The 24,123-nt window shown below is 43.0% G+C and carries 19 protein-coding genes and 2 tRNA genes; 16 read left to right on the plus strand and 5 right to left on the minus strand.

The window, feature by feature from the left end:
• The first annotated feature begins 44 nt into the window (after window positions 1–44).
• The 7 genes from H5123_RS11875 to H5123_RS11905 all read left to right on the plus strand — a co-directional run bounded on the left by H5123_RS11875 (window position 45) and on the right by H5123_RS11905 (window position 7,100).
• Window positions 45–120: transfer RNA gene (locus tag H5123_RS11875), tRNA-Glu, on the plus strand.
• Between the two features lie 36 nt (window positions 121–156).
• Window positions 157–232 (plus strand) — tRNA-Ala (locus H5123_RS11880).
• A 463-nt stretch (window positions 233–695) separates the two neighbouring features.
• Complete coding sequence (locus H5123_RS11885) at window positions 696–1,715, plus strand: TRAP transporter substrate-binding protein (RefSeq protein ID WP_124018011.1); 1,020 nt, start codon at window positions 696–698, stop codon at window positions 1,713–1,715.
• A gap of 65 nt (window positions 1,716–1,780) precedes the next feature.
• Entirely contained in the window at window positions 1,781–2,440 is a 660-nt protein-coding gene (locus H5123_RS11890; RefSeq protein WP_165870169.1) for a TRAP transporter small permease, read from the plus strand.
• Window positions 2,440–3,837, plus strand: coding sequence for a TRAP transporter large permease (locus tag H5123_RS11895; RefSeq protein ID WP_124018009.1), 1,398 nt, complete (start codon window positions 2,440–2,442; stop codon window positions 3,835–3,837). Before H5123_RS11890 ends, H5123_RS11895 begins: the two co-directional genes overlap by 1 nt.
• A gap of 90 nt (window positions 3,838–3,927) precedes the next feature.
• A complete protein-coding gene (locus H5123_RS11900) occupies window positions 3,928–5,724 on the plus strand; it encodes an ATP-binding protein (protein WP_182698092.1) in 1,797 nt (598 codons plus the stop codon).
• 2 nt (window positions 5,725–5,726) lie between these two features.
• Window positions 5,727–7,100 carry a sigma-54 dependent transcriptional regulator gene (locus tag H5123_RS11905; RefSeq protein WP_182698093.1) on the plus strand — a complete coding sequence of 458 codons (1,374 nt, stop codon included), beginning with the start codon at window positions 5,727–5,729 and terminating at the stop codon, window positions 7,098–7,100.
• A 4-nt stretch (window positions 7,101–7,104) separates the two neighbouring features.
• Here H5123_RS11905 and H5123_RS11910 read toward each other — a convergent pair whose 3' ends face one another.
• From H5123_RS11910 to tesB, 3 genes are all read right to left on the minus strand, one after another.
• Window positions 7,105–8,340, minus strand: coding sequence for an MFS transporter (locus tag H5123_RS11910; RefSeq protein WP_124018006.1), 1,236 nt, complete (start codon window positions 8,338–8,340; stop codon window positions 7,105–7,107).
• Window positions 8,341–8,441: 101 nt separating this feature from the next.
• Window positions 8,442–8,843, minus strand: a complete 402-nt coding sequence (locus H5123_RS11915; protein WP_124018005.1) for a YbaY family lipoprotein — start codon at window positions 8,841–8,843, stop codon at window positions 8,442–8,444.
• Window positions 8,844–8,853: 10 nt separating this feature from the next.
• Window positions 8,854–9,714 (minus strand): acyl-CoA thioesterase II, encoded by an 861-nt coding sequence (tesB, locus tag H5123_RS11920; RefSeq protein WP_124018004.1) that lies wholly within the window; start codon window positions 9,712–9,714, stop codon window positions 8,854–8,856.
• Between the two features lie 206 nt (window positions 9,715–9,920).
• On the opposite strand from tesB, the gene H5123_RS11925 reads away from it, so the two are divergent.
• Complete coding sequence (locus H5123_RS11925) at window positions 9,921–10,814, plus strand: 1,4-dihydroxy-2-naphthoate polyprenyltransferase (protein ID WP_182698094.1); 894 nt, start codon at window positions 9,921–9,923, stop codon at window positions 10,812–10,814.
• Window positions 10,815–10,907: 93 nt separating this feature from the next.
• Here H5123_RS11925 and gndA read toward each other — a convergent pair whose 3' ends face one another.
• Entirely contained in the window at window positions 10,908–12,437 is a 1,530-nt protein-coding gene (gene gndA / locus H5123_RS11930) for an NADP-dependent phosphogluconate dehydrogenase (protein WP_182698095.1), read from the minus strand.
• A 696-nt stretch (window positions 12,438–13,133) separates the two neighbouring features.
• Entirely contained in the window at window positions 13,134–15,053 is a 1,920-nt protein-coding gene (locus tag H5123_RS11935) for a propionyl-CoA synthetase (protein ID WP_124018001.1), read from the minus strand.
• 306 nt (window positions 15,054–15,359) lie between these two features.
• On the opposite strand from H5123_RS11935, the gene H5123_RS11940 reads away from it, so the two are divergent.
• The 8 genes from H5123_RS11940 (at window position 15,360) to H5123_RS11975 (ending at window position 24,004) form a co-directional block, all read left to right on the plus strand.
• Window positions 15,360–15,770, plus strand: coding sequence for a MerR family DNA-binding transcriptional regulator (locus tag H5123_RS11940; protein ID WP_124018000.1), 411 nt, complete (start codon window positions 15,360–15,362; stop codon window positions 15,768–15,770).
• Between the two features lie 125 nt (window positions 15,771–15,895).
• Window positions 15,896–17,065 carry an isovaleryl-CoA dehydrogenase gene (locus tag H5123_RS11945; RefSeq protein WP_124017999.1) on the plus strand — a complete coding sequence of 390 codons (1,170 nt, stop codon included), beginning with the start codon at window positions 15,896–15,898 and terminating at the stop codon, window positions 17,063–17,065.
• 87 nt (window positions 17,066–17,152) lie between these two features.
• Window positions 17,153–18,760: a carboxyl transferase domain-containing protein gene (locus H5123_RS11950; RefSeq protein ID WP_124017998.1), complete on the plus strand. Its 1,608-nt coding sequence runs from the start codon at window positions 17,153–17,155 to the stop codon at window positions 18,758–18,760.
• Between the two features lie 38 nt (window positions 18,761–18,798).
• Window positions 18,799–19,614, plus strand: a complete 816-nt coding sequence (locus tag H5123_RS11955; RefSeq protein WP_182698096.1) for an enoyl-CoA hydratase-related protein — start codon at window positions 18,799–18,801, stop codon at window positions 19,612–19,614.
• Window positions 19,614–21,644, plus strand: coding sequence for an acetyl/propionyl/methylcrotonyl-CoA carboxylase subunit alpha (locus tag H5123_RS11960; protein WP_182698097.1), 2,031 nt, complete (start codon window positions 19,614–19,616; stop codon window positions 21,642–21,644). Before H5123_RS11955 ends, H5123_RS11960 begins: the two co-directional genes overlap by 1 nt.
• Window positions 21,645–22,547: a hydroxymethylglutaryl-CoA lyase gene (locus H5123_RS11965; RefSeq protein ID WP_182698098.1), complete on the plus strand. Its 903-nt coding sequence runs from the start codon at window positions 21,645–21,647 to the stop codon at window positions 22,545–22,547.
• Between the two features lie 73 nt (window positions 22,548–22,620).
• Window positions 22,621–23,334, plus strand: coding sequence for a CoA transferase subunit A (locus H5123_RS11970; protein WP_182698099.1), 714 nt, complete (start codon window positions 22,621–22,623; stop codon window positions 23,332–23,334).
• Between the two features lie 13 nt (window positions 23,335–23,347).
• Window positions 23,348–24,004, plus strand: coding sequence for a 3-oxoacid CoA-transferase subunit B (locus H5123_RS11975; protein WP_124017993.1), 657 nt, complete (start codon window positions 23,348–23,350; stop codon window positions 24,002–24,004).
• Window positions 24,005–24,123 lie beyond the last annotated feature (119 nt).

Here is a 24,123-nt window from a genome sequence, read left to right on the forward strand (position 1 = left end):
ACCAATGAGTATTCACTCGATACAGAGTATAACGTATCAACTGTGTCCCATTCGTCTAGAGGCCTAGGACACCGCCCTTTCACGGCGGTAACAGGGGTTCGAATCCCCTATGGGATACCATATTTTTCAAATTTTGGTGTCTATTAACTAAAATTTGGGGCTATAGCTCAGCTGGGAGAGCGCTTCGCTGGCAGTGAAGAGGTCCACGGTTCGATCCCGTGTAGCTCCACCAATTAATATTGGTACTAATGCTTAATATCATTTTTGCATTAAAAACAAAAAAACCACCTCATGGTGGTTTTTTTGTATTTGCGATTTCTTGTCTATTCTATCGAGATATGGATATCATTGATTATCTGGTTTACCAAGAATACATAATCAACCTTACTCAATCTTCAGTAATTTATTCATCAGCTACTCCCCCACTTATTAGATCTCGATAACATCATAAGAAAATGTGTGACATTCCACCCATTGCTTTATTGAATGTGTGTGACTATCCACACACAAAATGATTCCTATTTTCCCTATGTAAATTTAAATTAATAAATATCATGCAGTTACAAATAATTAACATTCTGGCCCAATGCTTGCTATGTTTTAACTATCCTCATAAGCGTTTATGGCGTACTTGTTCTGGAGCAAGTCACCAGCTGAGGAAAAATAAAACACTAAAAAAAAAGGAAGTTAATTATATGAAAAAATCAACAAGTGCCTTTACTCGACCTCTAAAATCAATGGCTAAGCTAGCAACGATTGCCTCAATCCTTGCTGCGAGCTTTAATGTCTTTGCTGAACCGATAGAAATTAAATTTTCGCATGTGGTTGCAGAGAACACGCCAAAAGGACAGATGGCGCTGAAATTTAAAGAGTTAGTTGAACAGCGCCTACCAGGTGAATACATTGTTAACGTATTCCCAAACTCACAGTTATTTGGGGATAACAATGAGCTGGCGGCATTACTGTTAAACGATGTGCAATTTGTTGCACCATCATTGTCTAAATTTGAGCGTTTTACCAAAAAACTACAGATTTTCGATTTACCTTTCTTATTTGAAGATATGGCAGCGGTTGATCGTTTTCAGCAATCAGAATCAGGCCAGAAATTACTTAACTCAATGAACCGTAAAGGCGTTGTTGGTCTGGGATATCTTCACAACGGTATGAAACAGTTTTCAGCAAACGATCCATTAGCATTACCAGAAGATGCTAAAGGCAAAAAGTTTCGTATCATGGCCTCTGACGTGATTGCAGCTCAGTTTGATGCTGTTGGTGCCATTCCAGTAAAAAAACCATTCTCTGAAGTGTTTACTTTATTACAAACCCGCGCAATTGATGGTCAAGAAAATACTTGGTCAAATACCTACTCAATGAAATTCTATGAAGTGCAAAGTCAAATCACTGAGAGTAATCACGGTGTTTTAGATTATATGGTGGTGACATCAAATACCTTCTGGAAAGGCTTACCAGCAGAAAAACGTGCCATCTTTAAGTCATCTCTTGATGAAGCGATTGCCCTTGGCAACAAAATTGCCTCAGAAAAAGATAATGAAGATAGACAAGCGATTATTGACTCTAAGCGTTCTGAACTCGTCACGTTAACCCCTGCTGCACGCCAACAGTGGATTAATGTTATGAAACCAGTTTGGGCTAAGTTTGAAGATCAAATTGGCAAAGACATGATTGATGCTGCTGTCGCGGCTAACACTAAATAGTCTAAATACTTGATGTGGTACTGAATGCATTCAGCGTTAGTACCACCCTTTTTTATTTAAGGAGTATGACCGTGATTTCAAGACTATTTGGTTATTTTGAAGAAGGCTTTCTTAATCTTTTGATTACATTAATGACATTGCTCGTTTTTGGCGAAGTTATTGCTCGTTTCTTTTTCGATACCGGTTTCTTATGGATCCAAGAACTCACCCTAACCTTATGTGGCTGGTTTGTACTATTTGGCATGTCTTATGGTGTCAAAGTGGGTGCACATATTGGCGTTGATGCCTTTGTGTCTAAATTGTCAGGCAAACCTCAGAAAGCGGTAGCGATCTTTGCATGTCTATGTTGCATTATTTACTGTGCGATGTTTTTAAAAGGGGCTTGGGACTACCTTAGTCAAATGTACCAAATTGGTATCCCGATGGAAGATATCGACTTTCCAGTATGGTTAATTCAACAGCTAGATCCCGATTTTGCTTGGGAAACATTGCGCATCGATGTAGACGATGGTGCCGTGCCGATTTGGTTATCTCAAAGTATTCTCATTATCGGATTTTCAATGCTCACCTGGCGCTTTATAGAATTGTTTATCGCTATTCTAAAAAACCAAGCAGTCGGCTTTCAATTGGCCGATGAAGCTAAAGACAGTATGCATTTAATTGATGAAGCAGCGCTATCCACATCATCCGAACAACAACGAGAAAATGATAAGGACGCGAAATAATGACTATAGCCACACTCTTTATCGCTTTGTTTATATGTATGATGATTGGTATGCCGATTGCTATTGCTTTAGGCTTTTCAAGCATGTTGACGATTTTGTTGTTTTCAAACGACTCACTCGCCTCAATTGTGCTTAAACTATATGAATCAACATCAGAACATTACACTTTATTAGCTATTCCATTCTTTATTTTATCGTCAGCATTTTTGTCTACTGGTGGCGTCGCTAGGCGTATTATCGACTTCGCTATGGACAGTGTCGGTCATATCCGCGGTGGTCTTGCTATGGCCTCCGTTATGGCTTGTATGTTGTTCGCCGCCGTATCAGGATCGTCACCTGCCACTGTTGCTGCAATTGGTTCAATTGTAATTGTTGGCATGGTACGAGCTGGATATCCTGAAAAATTTGCTGCTGGAGTGATTACCACCTCAGGAACTTTAGGTATTTTAATCCCACCTTCAATTGTGATGCTGGTTTATGCAGCTGCAACTGAAGTATCTGCTGCTAGAATGTTTATGGCAGGTCTGATACCAGGATTAATGATGGGCTGTATTTTAATGCTGGCCATCTACATTGTGGCAAGAATAAAAAAGCTACCTTCACGCCCTTTTCCTGGCGTAAAAGCGCTAACGATATCAAGTGCTAAAGCTCTTGGTGGTTTAGCACTTATCATTATTGTACTCGGATCAATTTATGGTGGTATCGCCAGCCCTACAGAAGCTGCAGCAGTAGCCTGTGTATACGCTTACTTTATTGCGGTATTTGGATATCGAGATATTGGGCCACTTAAAAATGTGGCTTGGCGTAATCAACAAGAGTCTTTAATCGGAGCCTCATTTCGCAATATCGGCTACATGTTACTTGCTGTGATAAAAACACCTACCGACAAAGAAATTCGTCATGTGGTTCGTGACGGCGCAAAAGTCAGTATTATGCTGCTATTTATTATTGCTAATGCCATGCTATTTGCGCACGTGTTAACCACCGAACGCATTCCGCACATTATTGCAGAAGCCATTGTCGGATTAGGTTTGCCTGCCTGGGGATTTTTGATCATTGTTAACTTACTGTTGTTAGCCGCAGGTAACTTTATGGAGCCCTCTGCCATTTTGCTCATTATGGCGCCCATTCTGTTCCCTATCGCAACGCAACTGGGTATAGACCCTATCCATTTAGGGATCATTATGGTGGTTAACATGGAGATAGGAATGCTCACCCCCCCCGTCGGACTCAATCTCTTTGTCACCGCGGGAATAACGGGTAAAAGTATGGGATGGGTCATTCAGTCATGCTTACCTTGGTTGGTATTATTACTCGGTTTCTTGATGTTAATTACCTATATTCCACAAATTTCACTATTTTTACCGGAATATATAGACAAATTAAACGGCTACTAGCTTGATAATTCGCGTATTATAAACGAGCCTTGATTAAGGCTCGTTTTTTTATTCATGACTCAAAATAACCACAACTAATTGGTAATATTCATGCTTTCATTTTTTACCATCAAGAAACGTAATATTTTAGTAAGCATCATGCTCATCATAGGATTATTACTCACTCTTAAAATGACTTATTGGTATGTACTTGAACAAGGCACGAAAAATATTGCAGAGCAATCTGAGAAGCAAATCAATGAACTGGTTATTTTTATCGATAACGCACTGTCACACTACGAGAATATTCCAGCCGTACTGGCACAAAACCCTATATTAGAACAGGGGTTACTCGATCAACAAAACTTTCAAACTATTGAAAAGCTGAACGCTTATTTATCTGAATTACAGCAAGTCACCGAATCATCTGATATTTACCTGACCGATGCGCTCGGAGTCGCTATTGCCGCCAGCAATTGGGATCAGCCGAATTCTTTTATTAATCATGACTATTCATTTAGACCCTACTTTATCGAAGCGATATCAGGTAAATCAGGACGTTATTATGCCGTCGGAACTTCATCAAATAAGCGCGGCTTCTATTTTGCTAACCCGGTTTATCACAATGGTCTAGTCTTGGGTGTAGTCGTTGTGAAAGTTGATATTGGCTTAATTGAACAACAAAGTAGTGGCATTGCCATCGCAAGCCAATATGAATTTATGATCAGCGATCCAGACAATATCGTGTTTCTATCAAGCATCAATAGCTGGCGATTTAATTCATTATCACCGCTGACACAGGCCAAACGTTTTGCACTCAACTCTTCAAAACGTTACGCCAATAGACCCATTGGTGAGCTTAGTGTCAATCCTAGCTTTAAGGTTGGTAACTCCCATGCTGCTCAGGTTTACCAAATATCATCCTTTGAGGGGCAAAAAAAATACCTTGAACGTCATCAATTTATGCCTAATGCCAATTGGAACGTTCATGTACTTGCACCAATGAAGCCCTTATATGAGTCTTTGCCACAGATATTGCTATTGGCTGCCACGCTATATTTATTACTGGCATTATTTATTCTTTATAACATTGAACGTCGTAAAAATTTACGCCGAATGCGTCAAGCACAAAATCAACTTGAACAAAGGGTAAAAGAGCGCACCTTAGAGCTTGAGCAAGCCAACACCCAATTAAAAGACACTCAAGACGAACTTATTCAAGCTGCAAAGCTGACCGTCATAGGCAGCCTCTCAGCCAGTATTAATCACGAACTAAATCAACCTCTGGCAGCACTAAGAAGTTACGCACAAAATACCCAAACTTTCATCGGGCGAAATATGCTTGACGATGCCGGTAATAACATCAAAATCATGATCGAACTAACCGATAGATTGGCTGATATTATTGGCCAATTTAAGAGCTTTACCCGTAAGTCTCAAGGTAAAGACAATGCCACTGATATAACAAAATCGATAGAGCAAGCATTAACAATTGTTCAACCTGAAATAGACAAGCAAGGTATAAAACTGTCGTTGCAACTCCTACAGGGTAAGTGTCAAATCTGGGGTGACAGCGTGCGATTACAGCAAGTATTGGTTAATCTTATCAGTAATGCCATTGTCGCAATGCAACAATCTACCGAACGAAAATTACGTATCGAAGTCTATTGCGATAATAAGGTAAACATTAGTATCCAAGACAGTGGTCCGGGTGTGAGAGAAAGCCAAATGAGCAAAATTTTTGAACCTTACTATACCACCAGCGAACGTCAGGGATTAGGATTAGGCTTGTCCATCTCGCAACGGATTATCGAATCCATGCAAGGTTCTATTACAGTCGAAAACGCCCTTCAAGGTGGCGCTATTTTCCATATTATTTTGCCTCTTTATTTACGTGAGGAAGTCTAAACGTGACTCAAATACAAGACATCAACGATTATCAAGTCATTATTGTTGATGATGAACCTCATATTGGTATCGTGTTGCAACAATTATTCAAACTCGAAAATATTCGTGCCTTAGCCACCACAGACCCACAGTCTATTTCCAGTCACATTACCGCTAACTGGCCAGGTATTGTGATCTCTGATGTCAATATGCCATTACTTGATGGATTGAGTTTATTACAACAACTGAAACAACAAGACAGTGATCTTCCTGTTGTACTGTTAACTGGCTTTGGTGACATAGCAATGGCTGTCGACGCACTGAAAAAAGGGGCCTACGACTTTATCGAAAAACCTTTTAATAACGAACACATACTCGATGTCACCAAACGGGCTCTAGATAAGCGATCGTTAACTTTAGAAAACCGCAAGCTTAAACGCGAACTTGAATCTCACATTGCTCCTGGCCCGCGTATTTTAGGAAACAGTCCGAGCGTAATGAAAATGCGCCACCTTATAGACCAAGTATTAGATACACCCGCCGATATTATGATTGAAGGTGAAACCGGTGCGGGTAAAGAGTTAGTCGCCCGATATTTACATGACCATAGCTACCGTAACAAAGCCAATTTTGTCGCAATTAATTGTGGTGCTATTCCTGAAAATCTCATAGAAAGCGAACTCTTTGGTGCTGAATCAGGCGCTTTTACCGGCATAGACAAACGCCGTATCGGCAAATTCGAATATGCCAATGGCGGTACACTACTTTTAGATGAAATAGAAAGTACTCCAATGGCGTTGCAGGTGAAATTATTACGCGTGTTGGAAGACCGCAAAGTTGAAAGGCTAGGCTCAAACACACCAATAGACTTAGATATCAGAGTCATTGCTGCAACAAAATTAAACTTGCAGCAGCTGTGTGAAGAAAGCAAATTTAGACAAGATTTATTGTATCGTCTTAACTTGGTCACTATTGTTATTCCGCCGCTAAGAGATAGAAGAGAAGATATTCCACTGCTGTTTTTACACTTTGCTAGAATTGCATCGGCTCGATACCATAAAGCACTTATTGCCTTAAATACGTCACAAACCATGGTGCTTACCGCACATGATTGGCCGGGTAATGTGCGTGAATTACGTAACTTAGCTGAACGCTATGTTCTACTGGGCGCTGAGGCCGCTTTTGCTGGTAATCTAGAAAGCAATACAACCATACATACCAGTATGTCGTTGCAGCAGCGAGTAGAGTTTTTTGAGCGTATGTTGATTGAAGAAGCCTTAAGTCATAATAAAGGCAGCATAAAATTAACCATGGAACAGCTCGAGCTCCCCCGTAAAACCTTGTACGACAAAATGCGCAAATTTGACTTAGACCGTAAACAGTTTATCGAGAATTAACCTGTTAATCGGCGATAGATACATCAGCAGCATGCTGTTGATGTATTCCTAAACGCCAAATAGCGACTAGTAACAATGCCAAAAGCGTCATAGAACCCACTACCACCCCATTCCATTCTGCTTTATGCCAAAACAACATTAAGTAAGGTCCGCCTAAGGAGGCCCCAAGGTAATAACAGCATAAATAAAGTGACGTAGCCTTAGCTCGATGACTGGTTGCTCGAATGGCAACAAACGAATTGCAGCAGCTATGAGTTAGGAAAAATCCACAAGCACTGATCAAAAAGCCAATCACAATGGCAGCCAGTGTATCGACTAAGGTCAATGAAGTACCGGCAACCATTAAGCATAATGCCACTCTAAATAATGGCATAGAACCGTATCGCATAATCCACTTAGCTGACAAATAAGACGCAAAAGTGCCGCTTGAGTAACATAAAAATATCAAGGTTGCATTAAAACGACTTAACCCATAAGGCTCAGCCATTATATGTAACTGAATAAAGCTAAACTGATTGACCATCATCATAAAGGCTAAGCCACCAACCATATAGGCCAAACGCATTTGCGGATCAGATAAGTGAAACATAAAACCATCGATGTCTTGTTTTACCTTACGCAGTAAAGACACTTTCTGCTTAATCACTGTAGGTTTTATCTCTTTGCGTGGTAATAAGTATGTCACCAAAGCAACCCCTATTAGCGTTACCACAAAAACCAACCCCATAGACGATTGCCATGACAAGTTTTGTGCCATTAAACCGCCAAAAATTCGCCCTGCAATGCCGCCCATACTGTTAGCCATTATGTATACTGCTGCGGCTTTAAGCATAAAAGAAGGCGCCAATTGCTCTTTAAAATATGCCATCGAAATTGCGGGCACCGCCGCTAACAAAATCCCCTGTAGCAAGCGCACCATAAGTAAATCATCAAACGTTTGGGCAAAAACCAACAAAATATTCGATGCTGCTAATAGCCATAAACTGAGCACTATCGGGGCTAATCGCCCTATTCTGTCAGACAACACGGCATAAAAAAGCAATGAAAATGCTAGGGTAAAGCTGGTAACAGAAAGCACCAAAGTCGCTTGTGCACCCGACACGCCAAAATTCTCAGCAATTGACGGCAGCATGCCTTGCACTGTGTACAAATTAATATAAACCACAATAGAAGCGATACACAAAGCCCAAATTAAGCGCGTTTGCGCATCCGAACGATGATTCAAGATCAGCTCTGGCATAAACAACCTAAACAACACATTAAAGTAGCAAAAGATTACTACCCGCCACGTTAATCAATCAATGGCGGGGATAACAGTTTGTGAGCGAGATTACGAAGTGGCTATTTAACACGTTTCATTAACACTTGAGTGGTAAATTGACCGTTATTGATCACACGAAACTTATCATAAGTTTGAAAAATTGCATTGCCTTGATAGGTGATCATTGCCACCACACCATAATCGACTCCACTGTTAATGAGGTTGGCAGGCAAAGTAAATTTAAATGGAACAGGCGCTCTGGCAATATCAAAGTTTTTTTGAGAAATAATCGCACCTGGAGTATTAAAATCAATCAAGGCAATATTGATCTTACACCCCTGTGGCAAAGCAATCTTTTCGGCATATCCAGCATAACCGTTCACGATTACCGGTTTTTCAGGCTCAACTGTCACACAACCATTGAGCATCATGGCAATCAAAACCACTAGCGCGAATTGAATCCCTTTGTTAAATAAAATCATCTTTAGCATCCTACTTGGTCATTCTGAGTAAACCTTCTTGTGTGGCAGAAGCCACAAGACGTCCTTGCTGATCGAAAAACTGTCCTTTAACAAACCCACGTCCACCGCCAGCATTAGGACTATCAATACAATAAAGTAGCCATTCGCTCATATTAAATGGGCGATGAAACCACATAGCATGATCAATAGTGGCCATGCGCATACCTGGTGTTAAAAAAGACACCCCGTGTGGCTGAGTAGCTGTGGCTAGAAAGTTGAAATCCGATGCGTAAGCCAGTAAATATTCTTGAATACTATGATCCGAAGGTATTTGTCCATTGGCACGTAACCATACATAGCGTTTAGGCTCTGTCGCATTTGGTGTAATGGGATGTAGAGGATTAACTAAGCGCATTTCAATCGGAGAATCAGCCATAAACTTTTCGAGCATTTGCGCAGGTACTTTATCACGCATTGTCATTGCAAGTTCTTGCTGATTTAATAAACCTTCAGGTCCCGGGACATCCGGCATCACATCTTGATGCTCAAAGCCTTGTTCAACACTTTGGAATGAACAGGTCATGTAAAAAATCGGTCGCCCTTTCTGAATAGCCTTTACTCTGCGCGCACTAAAACTACCACCATCACGCATATTTTCAACATCATAAATTATCGGTAACTTTTCATCACCGGCACGTAAGAAATATGAATGTAATGAATGTACATGACGGTCTTCGCTCACCGTTTGTTTTGCAGCACTTAACGCTTGTCCCATCACTTGGCCACCAAACACATGCCCAAAGCCTAAATCTTGGCTCTGACCACGAAACAAACCTAGCTCAATCTTCTCAAGTGACAATAATGACAGTAAATCGTTTAATACCTGACTCATAACACCTTCTCTATAACATGGATTAACGTTAAGGTTACCTCAGTTAAGCTGATGTTTTCTAGCTTATTCGATGATAATAGTGAATTTCAGTTATCTAATGACAAATCGTAAAATAGTGATGCAACGCAAATATTCATATCTGCAGTCTAAATGAATATTTGATATGCTATTAGACATGACTAATCAACACTGCGTCTCACAATATTATGCAACCTAGCTCAATGCAATCATGGTTTATGGCTATCCGACCTCGTACGCTACCAGCGGCAATTGGTCCATTATTAATTGGCAACATGCTGGCCATTGGGCTCGAACAATTTAGCTTACTTATTGCCTTCACATCAATGTTATGTGCGGTATTACTACAAATTTCAGTTAATCTCGCGAACGACTACTTTGACTTTAAAAATGGTATAGACACTGAAGAACGTATCGGTCCTATTAGAGTCACCCAAAGTGGTATTCTAGCCCCCTCATCAGTTCGAAATGCCATGATTAGCTGCCTGATTACATCATTACTAGTCGGTTCGTTATTGATAGTGCACGGTGGCTGGCCTATTGCGATTCTCGCTGTCGCCTCTATTTTAGGCGCGTTATGTTATAGCGGAGGCCCCTACCCACTGGCATCACATGGATTAGGTGAAATAGCTGCATTTGTATTTTTCGGTTTGGTAGCCGTTGTTGGCAGTTACTATTTACAAGCAGGAACCACCACCATGACCTCGTGGTTACTCGGTTGCGCCATTGGCTTTTTTAATGCGGCTATCATGCTGGTCAATAATACTAGAGATATTTCAACTGATACTAAAGCCGGTAAAAACACGCTTGCAGTGAGGATTGGTGAAGCGCAAGCTAAAGTGCTATATCAAAGCTTTGTCTACTTACCCTTTGGTATCATTATTGCCGGATTTTTACTCGGAGCCCTCGAAGGTTTACCCGTATTATTATCGGGAGCATCGTTAATTATTGCGCGTAATCTCAGCCGCGAATTTCACAACAATACCGGTGAAGCATTAAACCCAATACTTGGGCAAACAGCAAAATTAACGATGATTTTCAGTGTACTGTTCAGTGTTGGCCTGTATTTTTCGCTTAGTTAACTCTGTTCTTTCACTCACTGCGATAAATCTATTTATTAAAAAATAAAAAGGCGCCTCATTGTAAATGAGGCGCCTCTTTAAGCTTAAGAGCCATTATACTTTTGATAAAGTACGCTCTTTAGCGCTCCAATCTAAATGATATTTCTCACCTGCTGGCTTATCCGTACGCTCGAAAGTATGCGAACCAAAAAAGTCACGCTGACCTTGTAACAAGTTAGCGGGTAGCATTTCACAGCGATAACTGTCGTAATAGGCAATAGCCGAACTAATACAGGGAGCAGGAATACCTTGCATAACTGATGCAGCAACTGTTTTACGCCAGTTAAGGTGTTTTTGCGACAATGTTTGGCTAAAGATATCAGCCATCAATAAGTTTGCAAGATTTGCATCTTCTTGATAAGCCTGAGTAATTGATTGCAAGAAAGTCGCACGAATAATGCAACCTGCACGCCAAATTTTTGCGATTTCAGCAAAATCTAAACTCCAGCTTTGCTCTTTTTCTGCCATCGCCATCAGTTGAAAGCCTTGAGCATAACAGCACACTTTAGCGCAATATAAAGCATCTTCAAGATTAGCAATAAATTCAGCTTTGTCAGCTTCACTAAAGCTGATTGGTGCGGGGCCAGCAAGCTTAGAGCTTAACTGCATGCGCAAGTTTTTCTGGGTGCTCACAGCACGCGCATAAACGGCTTCAGCAATTGTTGGCGCTGGGCAACCAATTTGTAAGCTGCTCACTGCCGTCCATAAACCAGTGCCTTTTTGGCCCGCTTTATCCAAAATCATTTCAACTAAAGGTTTGCCCGTTAACGGATCGGCTTGTTGCAAGACTTCAGCACTAATGCCCATAAGGTAGCTGTTAAGAATACCTTTATTCCAACCATTGAATATGGTGCTGATTTCATTGGCAGATAGGCCTAAACCGTCACTGAGTAATTGATATGCTTCGCAAATAAGCTGCATATCTGCATATTCAATACCGTTATGAACCATTTTAACGTAATGACCAGAACCCGCAGGACCAATATAGGTCGTACACGGCTCACCTTCAGTGACCGGATTACCAGGCTCAAAACGCTCAATCGGTAAACCTGTTGCTGGATCAACTTTAGCCGCAATAGCTTTCCAAATAGGCTCAACATAATGCCAAGCCTTTTCGTCACCACTTGGCATTAACGATGGTCCAAAACGTGCACCCACTTCACCACCAGAAACCGCCGAGCTAAAGAAAATAAACTGGCCTTTATAGTGAGCTTCACGATCAACGGTATCGGTCCACAAGCTATTGCCTGTATCAATAACAATGTCGTTAGCTTCAATACCTGCTTCAATTAACGATTTACACACACCATCAACTGGTGCGCCAGCAGGCACAGATAACACGATCACTCGAGGTTCAACTAATTTGGCCAGCATTTCTGTAAGATTGTTACATGGGGACATGCGGGGGGCGGTATTTGCTTTGCGCTCACTTTGTTCTTGAGCCACAGCAGCATTGACTTTTGGAGTATCTAAATCGAAAACAGCGACATGGTAGCCATTGTCAGCAATGTTTAATGCGAGATTCTTGCCCATCACACCGAGGCCGATAACGCCGACGTGAGATTGTTGGGTGTGGTTATTCATAGTGTATGTTTCCACAGGTCACAGAGATTAATCGCGTAGTGCGAATCCATTTGGGTGGCAATTATAACGATTCTTGTAACTAAATTACAGTCACAAAATGGCTATCGTCTGTACTAATAAAGCAGGATACTACATATTAATAAAATTTAAAGTAGCTATTCATTATTAAAGACAATAACTTAATAAAAAACATGCCTCTCAATCTAGTACTAACCTATCAACAAAAATTTATTAAATATCAATATTTTTAAGCTTATAAAGATGGCAATCGACCTATTCTGTCTCACCTTAAAAGTATAAACCTGTTTCAAGACAGGATATTGACAAAACAACAGGTTGAAACTTCGCAGTTTCAACCTGTTAAACCTTATGTTATGTCACACATAAAGCGATAATTTAGTGACCCATTATCTCTTATTTTAATTGATGCATAACGTCTACACCTTGCGTTTGCCCCTCTGCATGACACATAGTCCAGCTTTCACACCTAATCGATAAATCGCCCCAAAGCTGGCGTGAGCTTAATATTAAATTGTGTTTGCTGTAATAGCAGATAATAATCACAATACTGGATTTCAAAACTATCACGAGTATTTATCTGCAAATAAAAAAGCGAGCTAATTATGCTCGCTTTTTGAGGTTACCTTTCATCAACACAATGTCATTGGTTAACTTTAATTGGCATGGGATTACACACTAAACAGTTAATTCTTTAGCCAGTGCATCCGCGTAACCCATCTTAGTTAATGCTGTGCGAATAATATCTAGCGTCATCGGGTCTTCAATGGTTGCTGGAACTGTATATTCATTGTTATCAGCAATTTTACGCATGGTGGCTCGTAATATTTTCCCAGAGCGAGTTTTTGGCAGTTTTTGTACTGCACTCACAAGCCTAAAGGAAGCTACGGGGCCAATTTCATGACGTACTAGTGCCAGTAACTCTTTATAAAGAGCCTCATCAGACATAGTAACGCCATTTTTAAGTACAACTAATCCAAGCGGCACTTGGCCTTTTAGTTTATCTTGCACACCAATTACCGCTGCCTCAGCAACCGCATCGTGCTGGCATAAGACTTCTTCAAATCGGCCTGTGGATAAACGATGTCCGGCGACATTAATAATGTCGTCAATGCGGCTCATAATATATAAGTAGCCATCTTCATCGATATATCCTGCATCACCAGTCAAGTAATACCCTGGATACATAGACAAGTAACTGTCGATATAGCGTTTATCGTTTTGCCACAAAGTCGTTAGTGTGCCAGGAGGTAACGGTTGCTTTATCACCACGTTACCGCTTTCATTGGGCGCCACTTGTTGTCCCATCGCATCAAGGATTTCCACTTGATACCCAGGTACCGCGCGCGCAGGAGAACCAGCTTTAATTTCAATTGGATCTGTGCCCATCAAATTAGCTGCCACTGGCCAACCGGTTTCTGTTTGCCACCAATGATCAACCACTGGCTTACCTAAATGCTGCTGACTCCAATTTAGGGTATCTGGATCACAGCGCTCACCGGCCAAGTACATTTGCTTAAGGCAGCTTAAATCAAATTGCTTGATGAAGTCGCCTTGAGGATCTTCCCGTTTAATAGCACGAATGGCCGTTGGCGCAGTAAAAAAGCTGCGAACTTGCTTCTGTTCAATTATCCGCCAAAAAGCGCCAGCATCAGGGGTGCCTATCGGTTTCCCTTCGTACATTATGGTTGTCGCACCTACTAATAATGGCCCGTAAACGATGTACGAGTGCCCTACTACCCAGCCAACATCTGATGCCGCCCAAAACACATCGCCAATACCAATGTCATAAATATGTTTCATCGACCATGCTAAAGCAACTGCATGACCGCCGTTATCACGCACCACACCTTTAGGCTGACCTGTAGTCCCTGATGTATAAAGCACATATAAAGGGTCGGTTGCATCCAACGATACACATTCAGCATCAGGCGCATCGACTAGGGCATTGTACCAATCAAGGTCTCGAGGTGAAGTTAGCTCAGCTTGGTATTCGGTGCGATTGAGAATAATACAATGATCGACTTGATGAGTCGCTTGGGATAATGCGTCGTCTAGCAGAGGTTTGTATGGCACCACACCAGAAGGTTCAATACCACATGAAGCTGAGAGAATTAATTTCGGTTTAGCATCATTGATTCGTGTAGAAAGCTCATTGGCCGCAAAACCACCAAACACCACTGAGTGAATTGCGCCAATCCTTGCACACGCCAACATGGCGTAAGCCGTTTCGGGTACCATCGGCATATAAATAACGACTCTATCGCCCTTGGTAACTCCTAACGATATCATCAGTCCAGCGAGCCGTTTCACCTGCGCCAAAACTGATTGATAACTCACTGAATATTCGTGATGCGTTACAGGGCTAATATAATGAATAGCCGTTTGATCACCTCTACCAGCAATGACATGGCGGTCTAATGCATTAAAACAGGTATTCATTTTGCCATCGGCAAACCATCGATAAAAAGGCTTGTTACTGTCATCTAAGACGGTTTTTGGCACTTGGTCCCAACTAATGGCCTGTGCAGCTTGTTGCCAAAACACTTCGGGCTCGGCTATCGATTGTGCATGCATTGATAGTCCTAAATCAGCCATATTGCTCTCCGTTAATCAGCTTGTATTGCAGTGATTATGAACAGAATTCATCAAATACCCCTATTAGACAAAGGGATAAGAAGCTCTAAAACCAACAAAAAAACCTTAGCATTCAACTAAGTATTTAATCGATAATAGTAAAAAAACCATGGTAATAAATTGCAAAATATAACAAACAGTTAAGGTATAATAACATTCTAGTGGCAAGCAAAATTAACATGCACGCAGCCAATAACCACCTCTCAAACTTTACCTTTACGTAAACTTCATATATCTTGCATCAAAAGAAACACTTTTGGTGACATGATGAGCACAACCACTAGCACTCAATCAACATATTCAATCAGTGACTTATCAAAAGAATTTGATATCACCACCCGCAGTATTCGTTTTTACGAAGACCAAGGCTTGATCAAACCTAAGCGTCGCGGACAAACTCGCATATACAGCCTCAAAGATCGCGTGCGTTTAAAACTCATTTTACGCGGCAAGCGCCTTGGCTTTTCATTAGCAGAAACACGCCGTCTGTTTGAACTTTATGATGCAGATAAAAGCAGCTCAACCCAACTCAACACCATGCTTGACTTAGTCAATGAGAAAAAATCGGCTCTGCAACAGCAAATGGATGACATTAAAGTGGTGCTAATGGAGCTCAATTCTGCCGAGCAACAATGTAAAGCGGCACTGACTGACAATGCGACGAGAAAAATAAAGTAATCAATTTATAACAGCTAATAATTGTAAAAGGCTTACTCAATTAAGCCAAAACTGACACAAAACTGCCAAAAACGCCCATAAAAAGCGTTGGCAGCACATAATAAAATTCAACAGGACACAAACAAATGAGCGACTTATATACCAGCTTAAACTTCGGTTTAGGTGAAGATGTAGACATGTTACGTGACGCTGTTCGTGGTTTTGCCGCTAACGAGATTGCCCCAATGGCCGCCCAAGTCGATATCGACAACGCCTTTCCTAACCAATTATGGCCAGTATTAGGTGATATGGGCTTACTTGGCGTCACCGTTGATGAGCAATATGGCGGCGCCAACATGGGTTATCTTGCCCATGTGGTGGCAATGGAAGAAATTTCCCGAGCATCTGCCTCTATTGGTCTCAGTTATGGTGCCCATTCAAACTTGTGTGTTAACCAAATCAACCGTAATGGTAATGAGGCTCAAAAAGCCAAATATTTACCAAAACTGGTCAGTGGCGAACACATTGGTGCCTTAGCCATGAGTGAACCCAATGCCGGTTCCGATGTAGTATCAATGAAACTGCATGCTCGTAAAGAAGGCGATCGCTACATCTTGAACGGCAACAAAATGTGGATCACTAATGGTCCAGATGCTCACACCTATGTGATTTATGCAAAAACCGATTTAAATAAAGGCGCACATGGCATTACCGCGTTTATCGTTGAACGTGGATCGAAAGGGTTTAGCCAAGCCCAAAAACTCGACAAGTTAGGTATGCGCGGTTCAAACACCTGTGAGTTGGTGTTTGAAGACTGTGAAGTGCCTGAAGAAAACATCTTAGGCGGCCTCAATAATGGCGTAAAAGTGCTTATGAGCGGCCTAGACTACGAGCGCGTTGTATTAGCTGGCGGTCCACTAGGCATTATGTCGGCTTGTATGGACATAGTGGTGCCATACATTCATGAACGTGAACAATTTGGCAAATCGATCGGTGAATTCCAACTAGTGCAAGGCAAGTTAGCCGACATGTACACGGGTATGAATGCCGCCCGCGCTTATGTTTACAGCGTCGCCAAGTCATGTGACCGCGGTGAAACCACGCGTAAAGATGCCGCTGGCGCTATTTTATACAGTGCAGAACTTGCCACTAAAATGGCCCTAGACGCAATTCAGCTTCTCGGCGGCAATGGTTATGTCAACGAGTATGCCACTGGCCGTTTATTGCGTGATGCCAAACTTTACGAAATTGGTGCAGGTACCTCAGAAATTCGCCGCATGTTAATTGGCCGCGAATTATTTAACGAGTCAAAGTAAGTAACACTTGCCCCAGTAGGGCGACATATCAAGCGTATCTTGTCGCCCTTATCAAGCCCCTATTTTTGCTTCATTAAGGACATAGAAATGACGCAACTGAGCAGCCGCATCAATCCTCGCAGTGACGAATTTAAAGCCAAGTCAGACAGCATGGCGTTATTAGTCAATGATCTTCAACAAAAACTAGCACAAATCGCACAAGGTGGTGGCCCGGTCGCCCTTGAACGTCATTTGTCGCGCGGTAAATTATTGCCTCGCCAGCGTGTCGAAAAGCTGCTTGACCCAGGTTCTCCCTTCTTAGAGTTATCGCAATTTGCCGCTTATGAAGTGTATGACGAAGAAGTGCCTGCTGCAGGTGTGATTGCTGGTATTGGTCGCGTGAGTGGGGTTGAATGCATGATCATCGCCAACGATGCCACCGTAAAAGGCGGCACCTACTACCCGATCACAGTGAAGAAACACTTACGTGCTCAAGATATTGCTAGCCGTTGCCATTTACCGTGTATCTACCTAGTCGATTCTGGCGGCGCGAATTTACCCCGCCAAGATGAAGTCTTTCCAGACCGCGATCATTTCGGCCGAATTTTCTATAACCAAGCACAAATGTCGGCCAAGGGCATCCCTCAAATTGCTGTGGTAATGGGCTTATGTACCGCGGGCGGCGCGTATGTGCCTGCTATGGCAGATGAATCTATTATTGTTAAAGATCAAGGCACCATCTTTTTAGCAGGTCCGCCACTGGTGAAAGCAGCAACAGGTGAAGAAGTCAGTGCAGAAGAGCTCGGCGGCGCAGAAGTGCACACTAAAATATCCGGTGTTGCCGATCACCTGGCGCAAAATGATGACCACGCACTTGAACTTGCTCGCCGTGCTGTATTGCGCTTGAATCATCAAAAAGAAATCAAAAGCCTACTAAGTCCGGTTAAACCACCACAATTTGATATCCACGAATTGTACGGCATTGTCGGCACTGACCTTAAAAAGCCGTTCGACGTTAAAGAAGTGATTGCCCGTATCGTTGATGATTCTGACTTTGACGAATTTAAAGCCAATTACGGTGCAACCTTAGTGTGTGGTTTCGCACGCATTCATGGTTATCCGGTCGGGATTGTAGCCAATAACGGTATTTTATTTTCTGAGTCGGCGCAAAAAGGCGCTCACTTTATCGAACTGTGTTGCCAACGCAAAATCCCATTACTGTTCTTACAAAATATCACCGGCTTTATGGTCGGAAAAAAGTACGAACACGAAGGTATTGCCAAACACGGCGCCAAAATGGTCACCGCAGTATCTTGTGCCAATGTACCTAAATTTACTGTGATTATCGGTGGCAGTTATGGCGCAGGTAACTACGGCATGTGTGGTCGCGCATTTGAACCAACCATGATGTGGATGTGGCCTAACGCGCGGATTTCAGTGATGGGCGGCGAACAAGCTGCTGGCGTGTTAGCAACAGTGCGCCGCGATGGTTTAGCCCGAAAAGGGATTGAATGGTCTACTGAAGATGAACAAGCATTTCGTAAACCGATAGTTGAACAATACGAAAAAGAAGGCCACCCGTATCATGCCAGCGCCCGTCTTTGGGATGATGGCATTATTGATCCGGCGCAAACCCGTGACGTAGTCGGCTTAGCCTTATCGGCGGCGTTAAATGCTCCTATTGAAGATACCCGTTTTGGGGTGTTCCGCATGTAATTGATGCGGCTAATTCAACTGACTAGGAGTAAGTAACAATGTTAACGAGCCAATATAAACACATTGAATGTGAGATATCACAAGGTGTTGCCCAACTGATCTTAAACCGGGCTGAAGTGCATAATGCCTTTGATGAGGTGATGATCAGCGAAATGATCAACGCCATCAAAAACTTTGCTAATGACAGCCAATGCAACATGCTGATCTTACGTGCCAATGGCAAAAACTTCAGTGCCGGCGCCGACCTTAATTGGATGCGTAAACAAGCAAAAATGGACGTTGGCCAGAACCTTGCTGACGCTCACGAGCTTGCCAAATTAATGCATGTACTCGACAAATTCCCAAAACCCACTATCGCTCTGGTTCAAGGTGCTGCCTTTGGTGGTGCATTAGGATTAATTTGTTGCTGCGACATTGCCATTGCGACAACGGGTGCCAGCTTCTGTTTAAGCGAAGTTAAACTCGGTCTTATCCCCGCAGTAATCAGTCCTTATGTGGTGCGCGCCATGGGTAATCGTCAATCGCGTCGCTTTATGCTAACGGCAGAGCGCTTTAGTGCCGATGTAGCCTTAAGCCATCAAGTTATCCACCAGATTAACGATGACCTAGATGCTGCCGCAGCGCCCTTTATCACGGCATTTAATGCCAATAGCCCTCAGGGCATGGCTTGGGTAAAAACCTTAGTATCGCGTTTAGAAGATGGCGTTATTGATGACGCCACGCTCAATTATACCAGCGAGCAAATTGCTCGAATTCGTGTATCAGATGAAGGACAAGAAGGCCTTAATGCCTTTTTTGAAAAAAGAGCCCCCGCATGGCAAACCGTCAAATCTGATCCACAAGGAGCACAATAATGTTTACCAAATTACTGATAGCAAACCGTGGTGAAATTGCATGTCGTATTATTAAAACGGCACAAACCATGGGCGTACGCACCATTGCTTTATATTCTGATGCTGACAAAGACGCCCGTCATGTTGCCATGGCAGACGAGTCGTTTTATTTGGGCGGCAGTGCTCCTGCTGACTCGTATTTAAAAGCCGATTTAATTATTGAGATAGCCAAAAAGTCAGGTGCACAAGCCATTCATCCTGGATATGGTTTTCTGTCTGAAAATGCTGAGTTTGCACGTAAATGTGAACAAAATGGCATCGCTTTTGTTGGCCCAGGTAGCGACGCTATTGATGCCATGGGCAGTAAAAGTGCTGCCAAAAACATCATGTCTAAAGCCAATGTGCCGCTCGTACCGGGTTATCACGGCGACGATCAAACTGATGCCACATTAATTGCTCAGGCCAAAGCTATCGGCTTCCCGTTACTGATTAAAGCGGCTTATGGCGGCGGCGGTAAAGGGATGCGTATCGTAGAAAACGACGGTGAAATCCTAGAAGCCGTTAAATCAGCGCGCCGTGAAGCCATCTCGTCTTTTGGCAATGACAAACTCTTGATGGAACGCTACTTACGTCAGCCGCGCCATGTTGAAGTGCAAGTGTTTGCTGACAGCCACGGCCATGCCATTTATTTGTCAGATCGTGATTGCTCTATTCAGCGTCGCCATCAAAAAGTGGTTGAAGAAGCGCCTGCTCCAGGTTTATCTGATGAGTTACGTGCGCAGATGGGTAACGCTGCCGTTGCAGCCGCCAAAGCCATTGATTATGTCGGCGCTGGTACCGTTGAGTTTCTACTGGATACCGACAACAGCTTTTATTTCATGGAAATGAATACTCGCCTCCAAGTTGAACACCCAGTAACTGAAATGGTCACTGGCCAAGATTTGGTTAAATGGCAGCTTTTGGTCGCCAGTGGTGGTGAATTGCCACTGAGCCAAGATGAAGTGCGCATTCATGGTCATTCATTTGAAGTGCGGATATACGCTGAAGATCCGCAAAACGAATTTTTACCAGCCAGTGGCAAGCTCAACTTTTTACGTGAACCAGAGCAAAATCGTCACGTGCGTATTGATTCTGGCATTCGTGAAAACGATATTATCAGTAACTTTTATGACCCAATGATTGCTAAATTGATTGTGTGGGATGAGTCGCGCCCTCGCGCATTACAACGCTTAGTGCATGCGCTAGAGTCATACCAAATTAGTGGCCTTAAACATAATATCGAATTTTTAGCTAACATTGCCGAACACCCAGCGTTTGCTGCTGCAGATTTCTGTACTGACTTTATTGAACGCTATGGCGACACCTTAATTGGTGATGCGGCCGTTGAAGCCGATACAGCTTTAGCGCTAGCAGGGCTTTTTCAGGTGTTGTCACGTAAGCAAGCGGCTAAAGCATTAGCAATCAACAGTGCCGATCCTTATTCACCATGGGGTTTAGTCAGCGGCTTTAGATTAAACAGCTCTAGCGTGCATCACGTATCGCTATTAACTGATACCGCAGCCGATGTTCAGCAACATGATTTATTACTCACCGCCATTGGCGAACAGTATCAACTGTGTTTACACGACCAAGTACTAACGTTAGCCGGTGAACTCAAAGCCGATTTACTATTAGCCGAAATTAACGGTCATAAAAGTAAAATCCCTGTCAGCCATCAAGGCGATGATTTCACTTTATTCTTGCCGTCTGGCAGTTATCATTTTAAGGCGATATTGGCTCAAGTCGCTGGCGAAGTGGTTAACCATGCCGATAAGCTCAAAGCCCCCATGAATGGCACCGTAGTGACGCATTTAGTGGAAGTAGGTGATGAAGTTAAAGCGGGTCAAGGTTTACTGGTGATGGAAGCGATGAAAATGGAATACACCATTGAAGCACCGTTTGATGGTGTAGTCAGTGAGTTTTATTTCCAAAGCGGTGAACTTGTCAGCGATGGCGCTCAACTATTAAATGTTGAGCCATTAGTGACTGAAACCAGCGTCGAGGAAGCGTAAATGTTACCCACTAAAGTCAGTATTTTTGAAGTCGGTGCCCGTGACGGTTTGCAAAATGAAGTGCCGGTAACAACGGCAGACAAACTGACACTGATTGAACAACTGGCCGATGCAGGTGTTAAGCGAATTGAAGCAGGCAGCTTTGTGTCACCTAAGTGGGTGCCACAAATGGCCGATTCCGATGCCGTGTTTCATCAACTTAGAGGTCAAATTAATCGTCACCCTGGCGTGGTTTACAGTGCCTTGACGCCCAATTTAAAAGGCTTTGAACTGGCTCTGGCTGCTGGCGCAGATGAAGTGGCTATTTTTGGTGCAGCGTCTGAAAGCTTTAGTCAAAAAAATATTAACTGCTCAATTGATGAGTCAATTGCTCGCTTTATGCCGTTAATCGAGGAAGCAAAAAAACATAATATCGCCGTACGTGGTTATGTATCTTGTGTACTCGGTTGCCCGTACGAAGGCAATATTAACGTCAGCGAAGTCGCTAGAGTATCTGAAATCCTTTACCAGATGGGTTGCTACGAAATATCCCTTGGCGACACCATAGGTGTTGGCACACCAAATGATGCTCGAAAAATGGTTGAAGCCGTTGCGAATGTCGTGCCAGTGGATAAATTAGCTCTGCACTTTCATGACACTTATGGCCAAGCTCTGGCCAACATTCTTGCCTGCCTTGAAACCGGTGTTAGCGTATTTGACGCATCAGTTGCGGGTCTTGGTGGCTGCCCTTACGCAAAGGGCGCATCGGGTAACTTAGCGACAGAAGATTTGGTCTACATGCTCCATGGCATGGGCATAGATACCGGCATAGATCTGAACAAGCTTGCACTCGCAGGCGATACCATTAGCCGCGCATTGGGGCGCAGCAATGGGTCCAAAGTAGCAAATGCAATCAGAACATAATCACATATACTCAACATGGTTAGCACTGTATAGCGCTAACCATTGATATAAATATAACGATAAGGACAACAAGATGGCAGGTTTCAATAAAGTCGTCCACAGCTATGAAGAAGCGCTAGCAGGACTGAAAGATGATATGACCATTATGGTCGGCGGCTTTGGATTGTGTGGCATTCCTGAAGGCTTAATTAATCATATGGTGACTATGGATGTTAAAGGCTTAACCGCCATTTCAAATAATGCTGGGGTTGATAACTTTGGCTTAGGACTGTTACTGAAACAGCACCAAATTTCAACCATGATTGCCTCTTACGTAGGAGAAAACGCCACCTTTGAACAGCAAATGTTATCCGGCGAGCTCAACGTTATCTTAACCCCGCAAGGCACACTGGCTGAAAAAATCCGTGCCGGCGGCGCCGGTATTCCGGCATTCTTTACCGCCACAGGTTACGGCACGCCGATTGCCGACGGTAAAGAAACCCGTGAAATCAAAGGGCGTCACTACGTATTAGAAGAATCATTGACCGCTGACTTTGCTTTAATTCGCGCGTGGAAAGCGGACACTATGGGTAACTTAGTGTTTCGCAAAACCGCAGCAAACTTTAATCCGATGATGGCCACCGCAGGTAAAATTACCGTAGTTGAAGCCGAAGAAATTGTTGCACCTGGTGAACTCGATCCAGACCATATTCATACACCGGGTATTTATGTCGATCGCGTGATCAAAGCTAGCTTTGAAAAACGTATCGAGCAACGCACTGTCAAAACAGCACCAGCGGCGAAATAAGGGAGACAACACCATGGCACTGACCAGAGAACAGCTCGCCCAGCGCGTAGCAAAAGAATTACAAGATGGCTTTTATGTTAACCTAGGTATCGGTATCCCTACCCTAGTCGCTAACTATATTCCACACGGCATACAAGTAATGTTGCAATCTGAAAATGGTTTACTGGGTATGGGCGAATTTCCTACCGAAGACAACATCGATGCCGATCTTATCAACGCTGGCAAGCAAACGGTAACCGCGGTTGCAGGCGCGTCATTCTTTTCATCAGCAGAAAGCTTTGCCATGATCCGTGGCGGCCATGTCGACCTCACGGTACTGGGCGCATTTGAAGTGGATGTGAACGGCTCTATCGCCTCATGGATGATCCCAGGCAAACTGATTAAAGGTATGGGCGGCGCCATGGATTTAGTCGCGGGCGCCGACAATATTATTGTCACCATGATGCATGCGGACAAATACGGCAACTCGAAACTATTATCAACCTGCGAGTTACCATTAACGGGCTATGGCTGTATTAAACGGGTGATGACTGATTTAGCCTTTATCGAAATTAAAGATGGTGCGTTTCATTTACTTGAACGCGCGCCCGGTGTGACGGTTGATGAAATTGTTGCTAAAACAGCAGGTAAGTTAGTGGTACCAGACCACGTACCGGAAATGACCTTTTAATCTCTATTAAACAGTTAAGATCAACCAAGCCCGCCAATTTAACTTAATGATGCGGGCTTTTTTATACTTTTATCTAATATGACTACTGTAGCGACTCAGCCCCTTTTCTACTTTGAGAT

This window comes from Shewanella sp. SR43-4 (assembly GCF_014163845.1).
GTDB lineage: Bacteria > Pseudomonadota > Gammaproteobacteria > Enterobacterales > Shewanellaceae > Shewanella > Shewanella vesiculosa.

Coding starts and splice junctions, on each gene's coding strand:
- H5123_RS11885 (WP_124018011.1), top strand. CDS start 696: ATGAAAAAATCAACAAGTGCCTTTACTCGACCTCTAAAATCAATGGCT.
- H5123_RS11890 (WP_165870169.1), top strand. CDS start 1,781: ATGACCGTGATTTCAAGACTATTTGGTTATTTTGAAGAAGGCTTTCTT.
- H5123_RS11895 (WP_124018009.1), top strand. CDS start 2,440: ATGACTATAGCCACACTCTTTATCGCTTTGTTTATATGTATGATGATT.
- H5123_RS11900 (WP_182698092.1), top strand. CDS start 3,928: ATGCTTTCATTTTTTACCATCAAGAAACGTAATATTTTAGTAAGCATC.
- H5123_RS11910 (WP_124018006.1), bottom strand. CDS start 8,340: ATGCCAGAGCTGATCTTGAATCATCGTTCGGATGCGCAAACGCGCTTA.
- H5123_RS11915 (WP_124018005.1), bottom strand. CDS start 8,843: ATGATTTTATTTAACAAAGGGATTCAATTCGCGCTAGTGGTTTTGATT.
- tesB (WP_124018004.1), bottom strand. CDS start 9,714: ATGAGTCAGGTATTAAACGATTTACTGTCATTATTGTCACTTGAGAAG.
- H5123_RS11925 (WP_182698094.1), top strand. CDS start 9,921: ATGCAACCTAGCTCAATGCAATCATGGTTTATGGCTATCCGACCTCGT.
- gndA (WP_182698095.1), bottom strand. CDS start 12,437: ATGAATAACCACACCCAACAATCTCACGTCGGCGTTATCGGCCTCGGT.
- H5123_RS11935 (WP_124018001.1), bottom strand. CDS start 15,053: ATGGCTGATTTAGGACTATCAATGCATGCACAATCGATAGCCGAGCCC.
- H5123_RS11940 (WP_124018000.1), top strand. CDS start 15,360: ATGAGCACAACCACTAGCACTCAATCAACATATTCAATCAGTGACTTA.
- H5123_RS11945 (WP_124017999.1), top strand. CDS start 15,896: ATGAGCGACTTATATACCAGCTTAAACTTCGGTTTAGGTGAAGATGTA.
- H5123_RS11950 (WP_124017998.1), top strand. CDS start 17,153: ATGACGCAACTGAGCAGCCGCATCAATCCTCGCAGTGACGAATTTAAA.
- H5123_RS11955 (WP_182698096.1), top strand. CDS start 18,799: ATGTTAACGAGCCAATATAAACACATTGAATGTGAGATATCACAAGGT.
- H5123_RS11960 (WP_182698097.1), top strand. CDS start 19,614: ATGTTTACCAAATTACTGATAGCAAACCGTGGTGAAATTGCATGTCGT.
- H5123_RS11965 (WP_182698098.1), top strand. CDS start 21,645: ATGTTACCCACTAAAGTCAGTATTTTTGAAGTCGGTGCCCGTGACGGT.
- H5123_RS11970 (WP_182698099.1), top strand. CDS start 22,621: ATGGCAGGTTTCAATAAAGTCGTCCACAGCTATGAAGAAGCGCTAGCA.
- H5123_RS11975 (WP_124017993.1), top strand. CDS start 23,348: ATGGCACTGACCAGAGAACAGCTCGCCCAGCGCGTAGCAAAAGAATTA.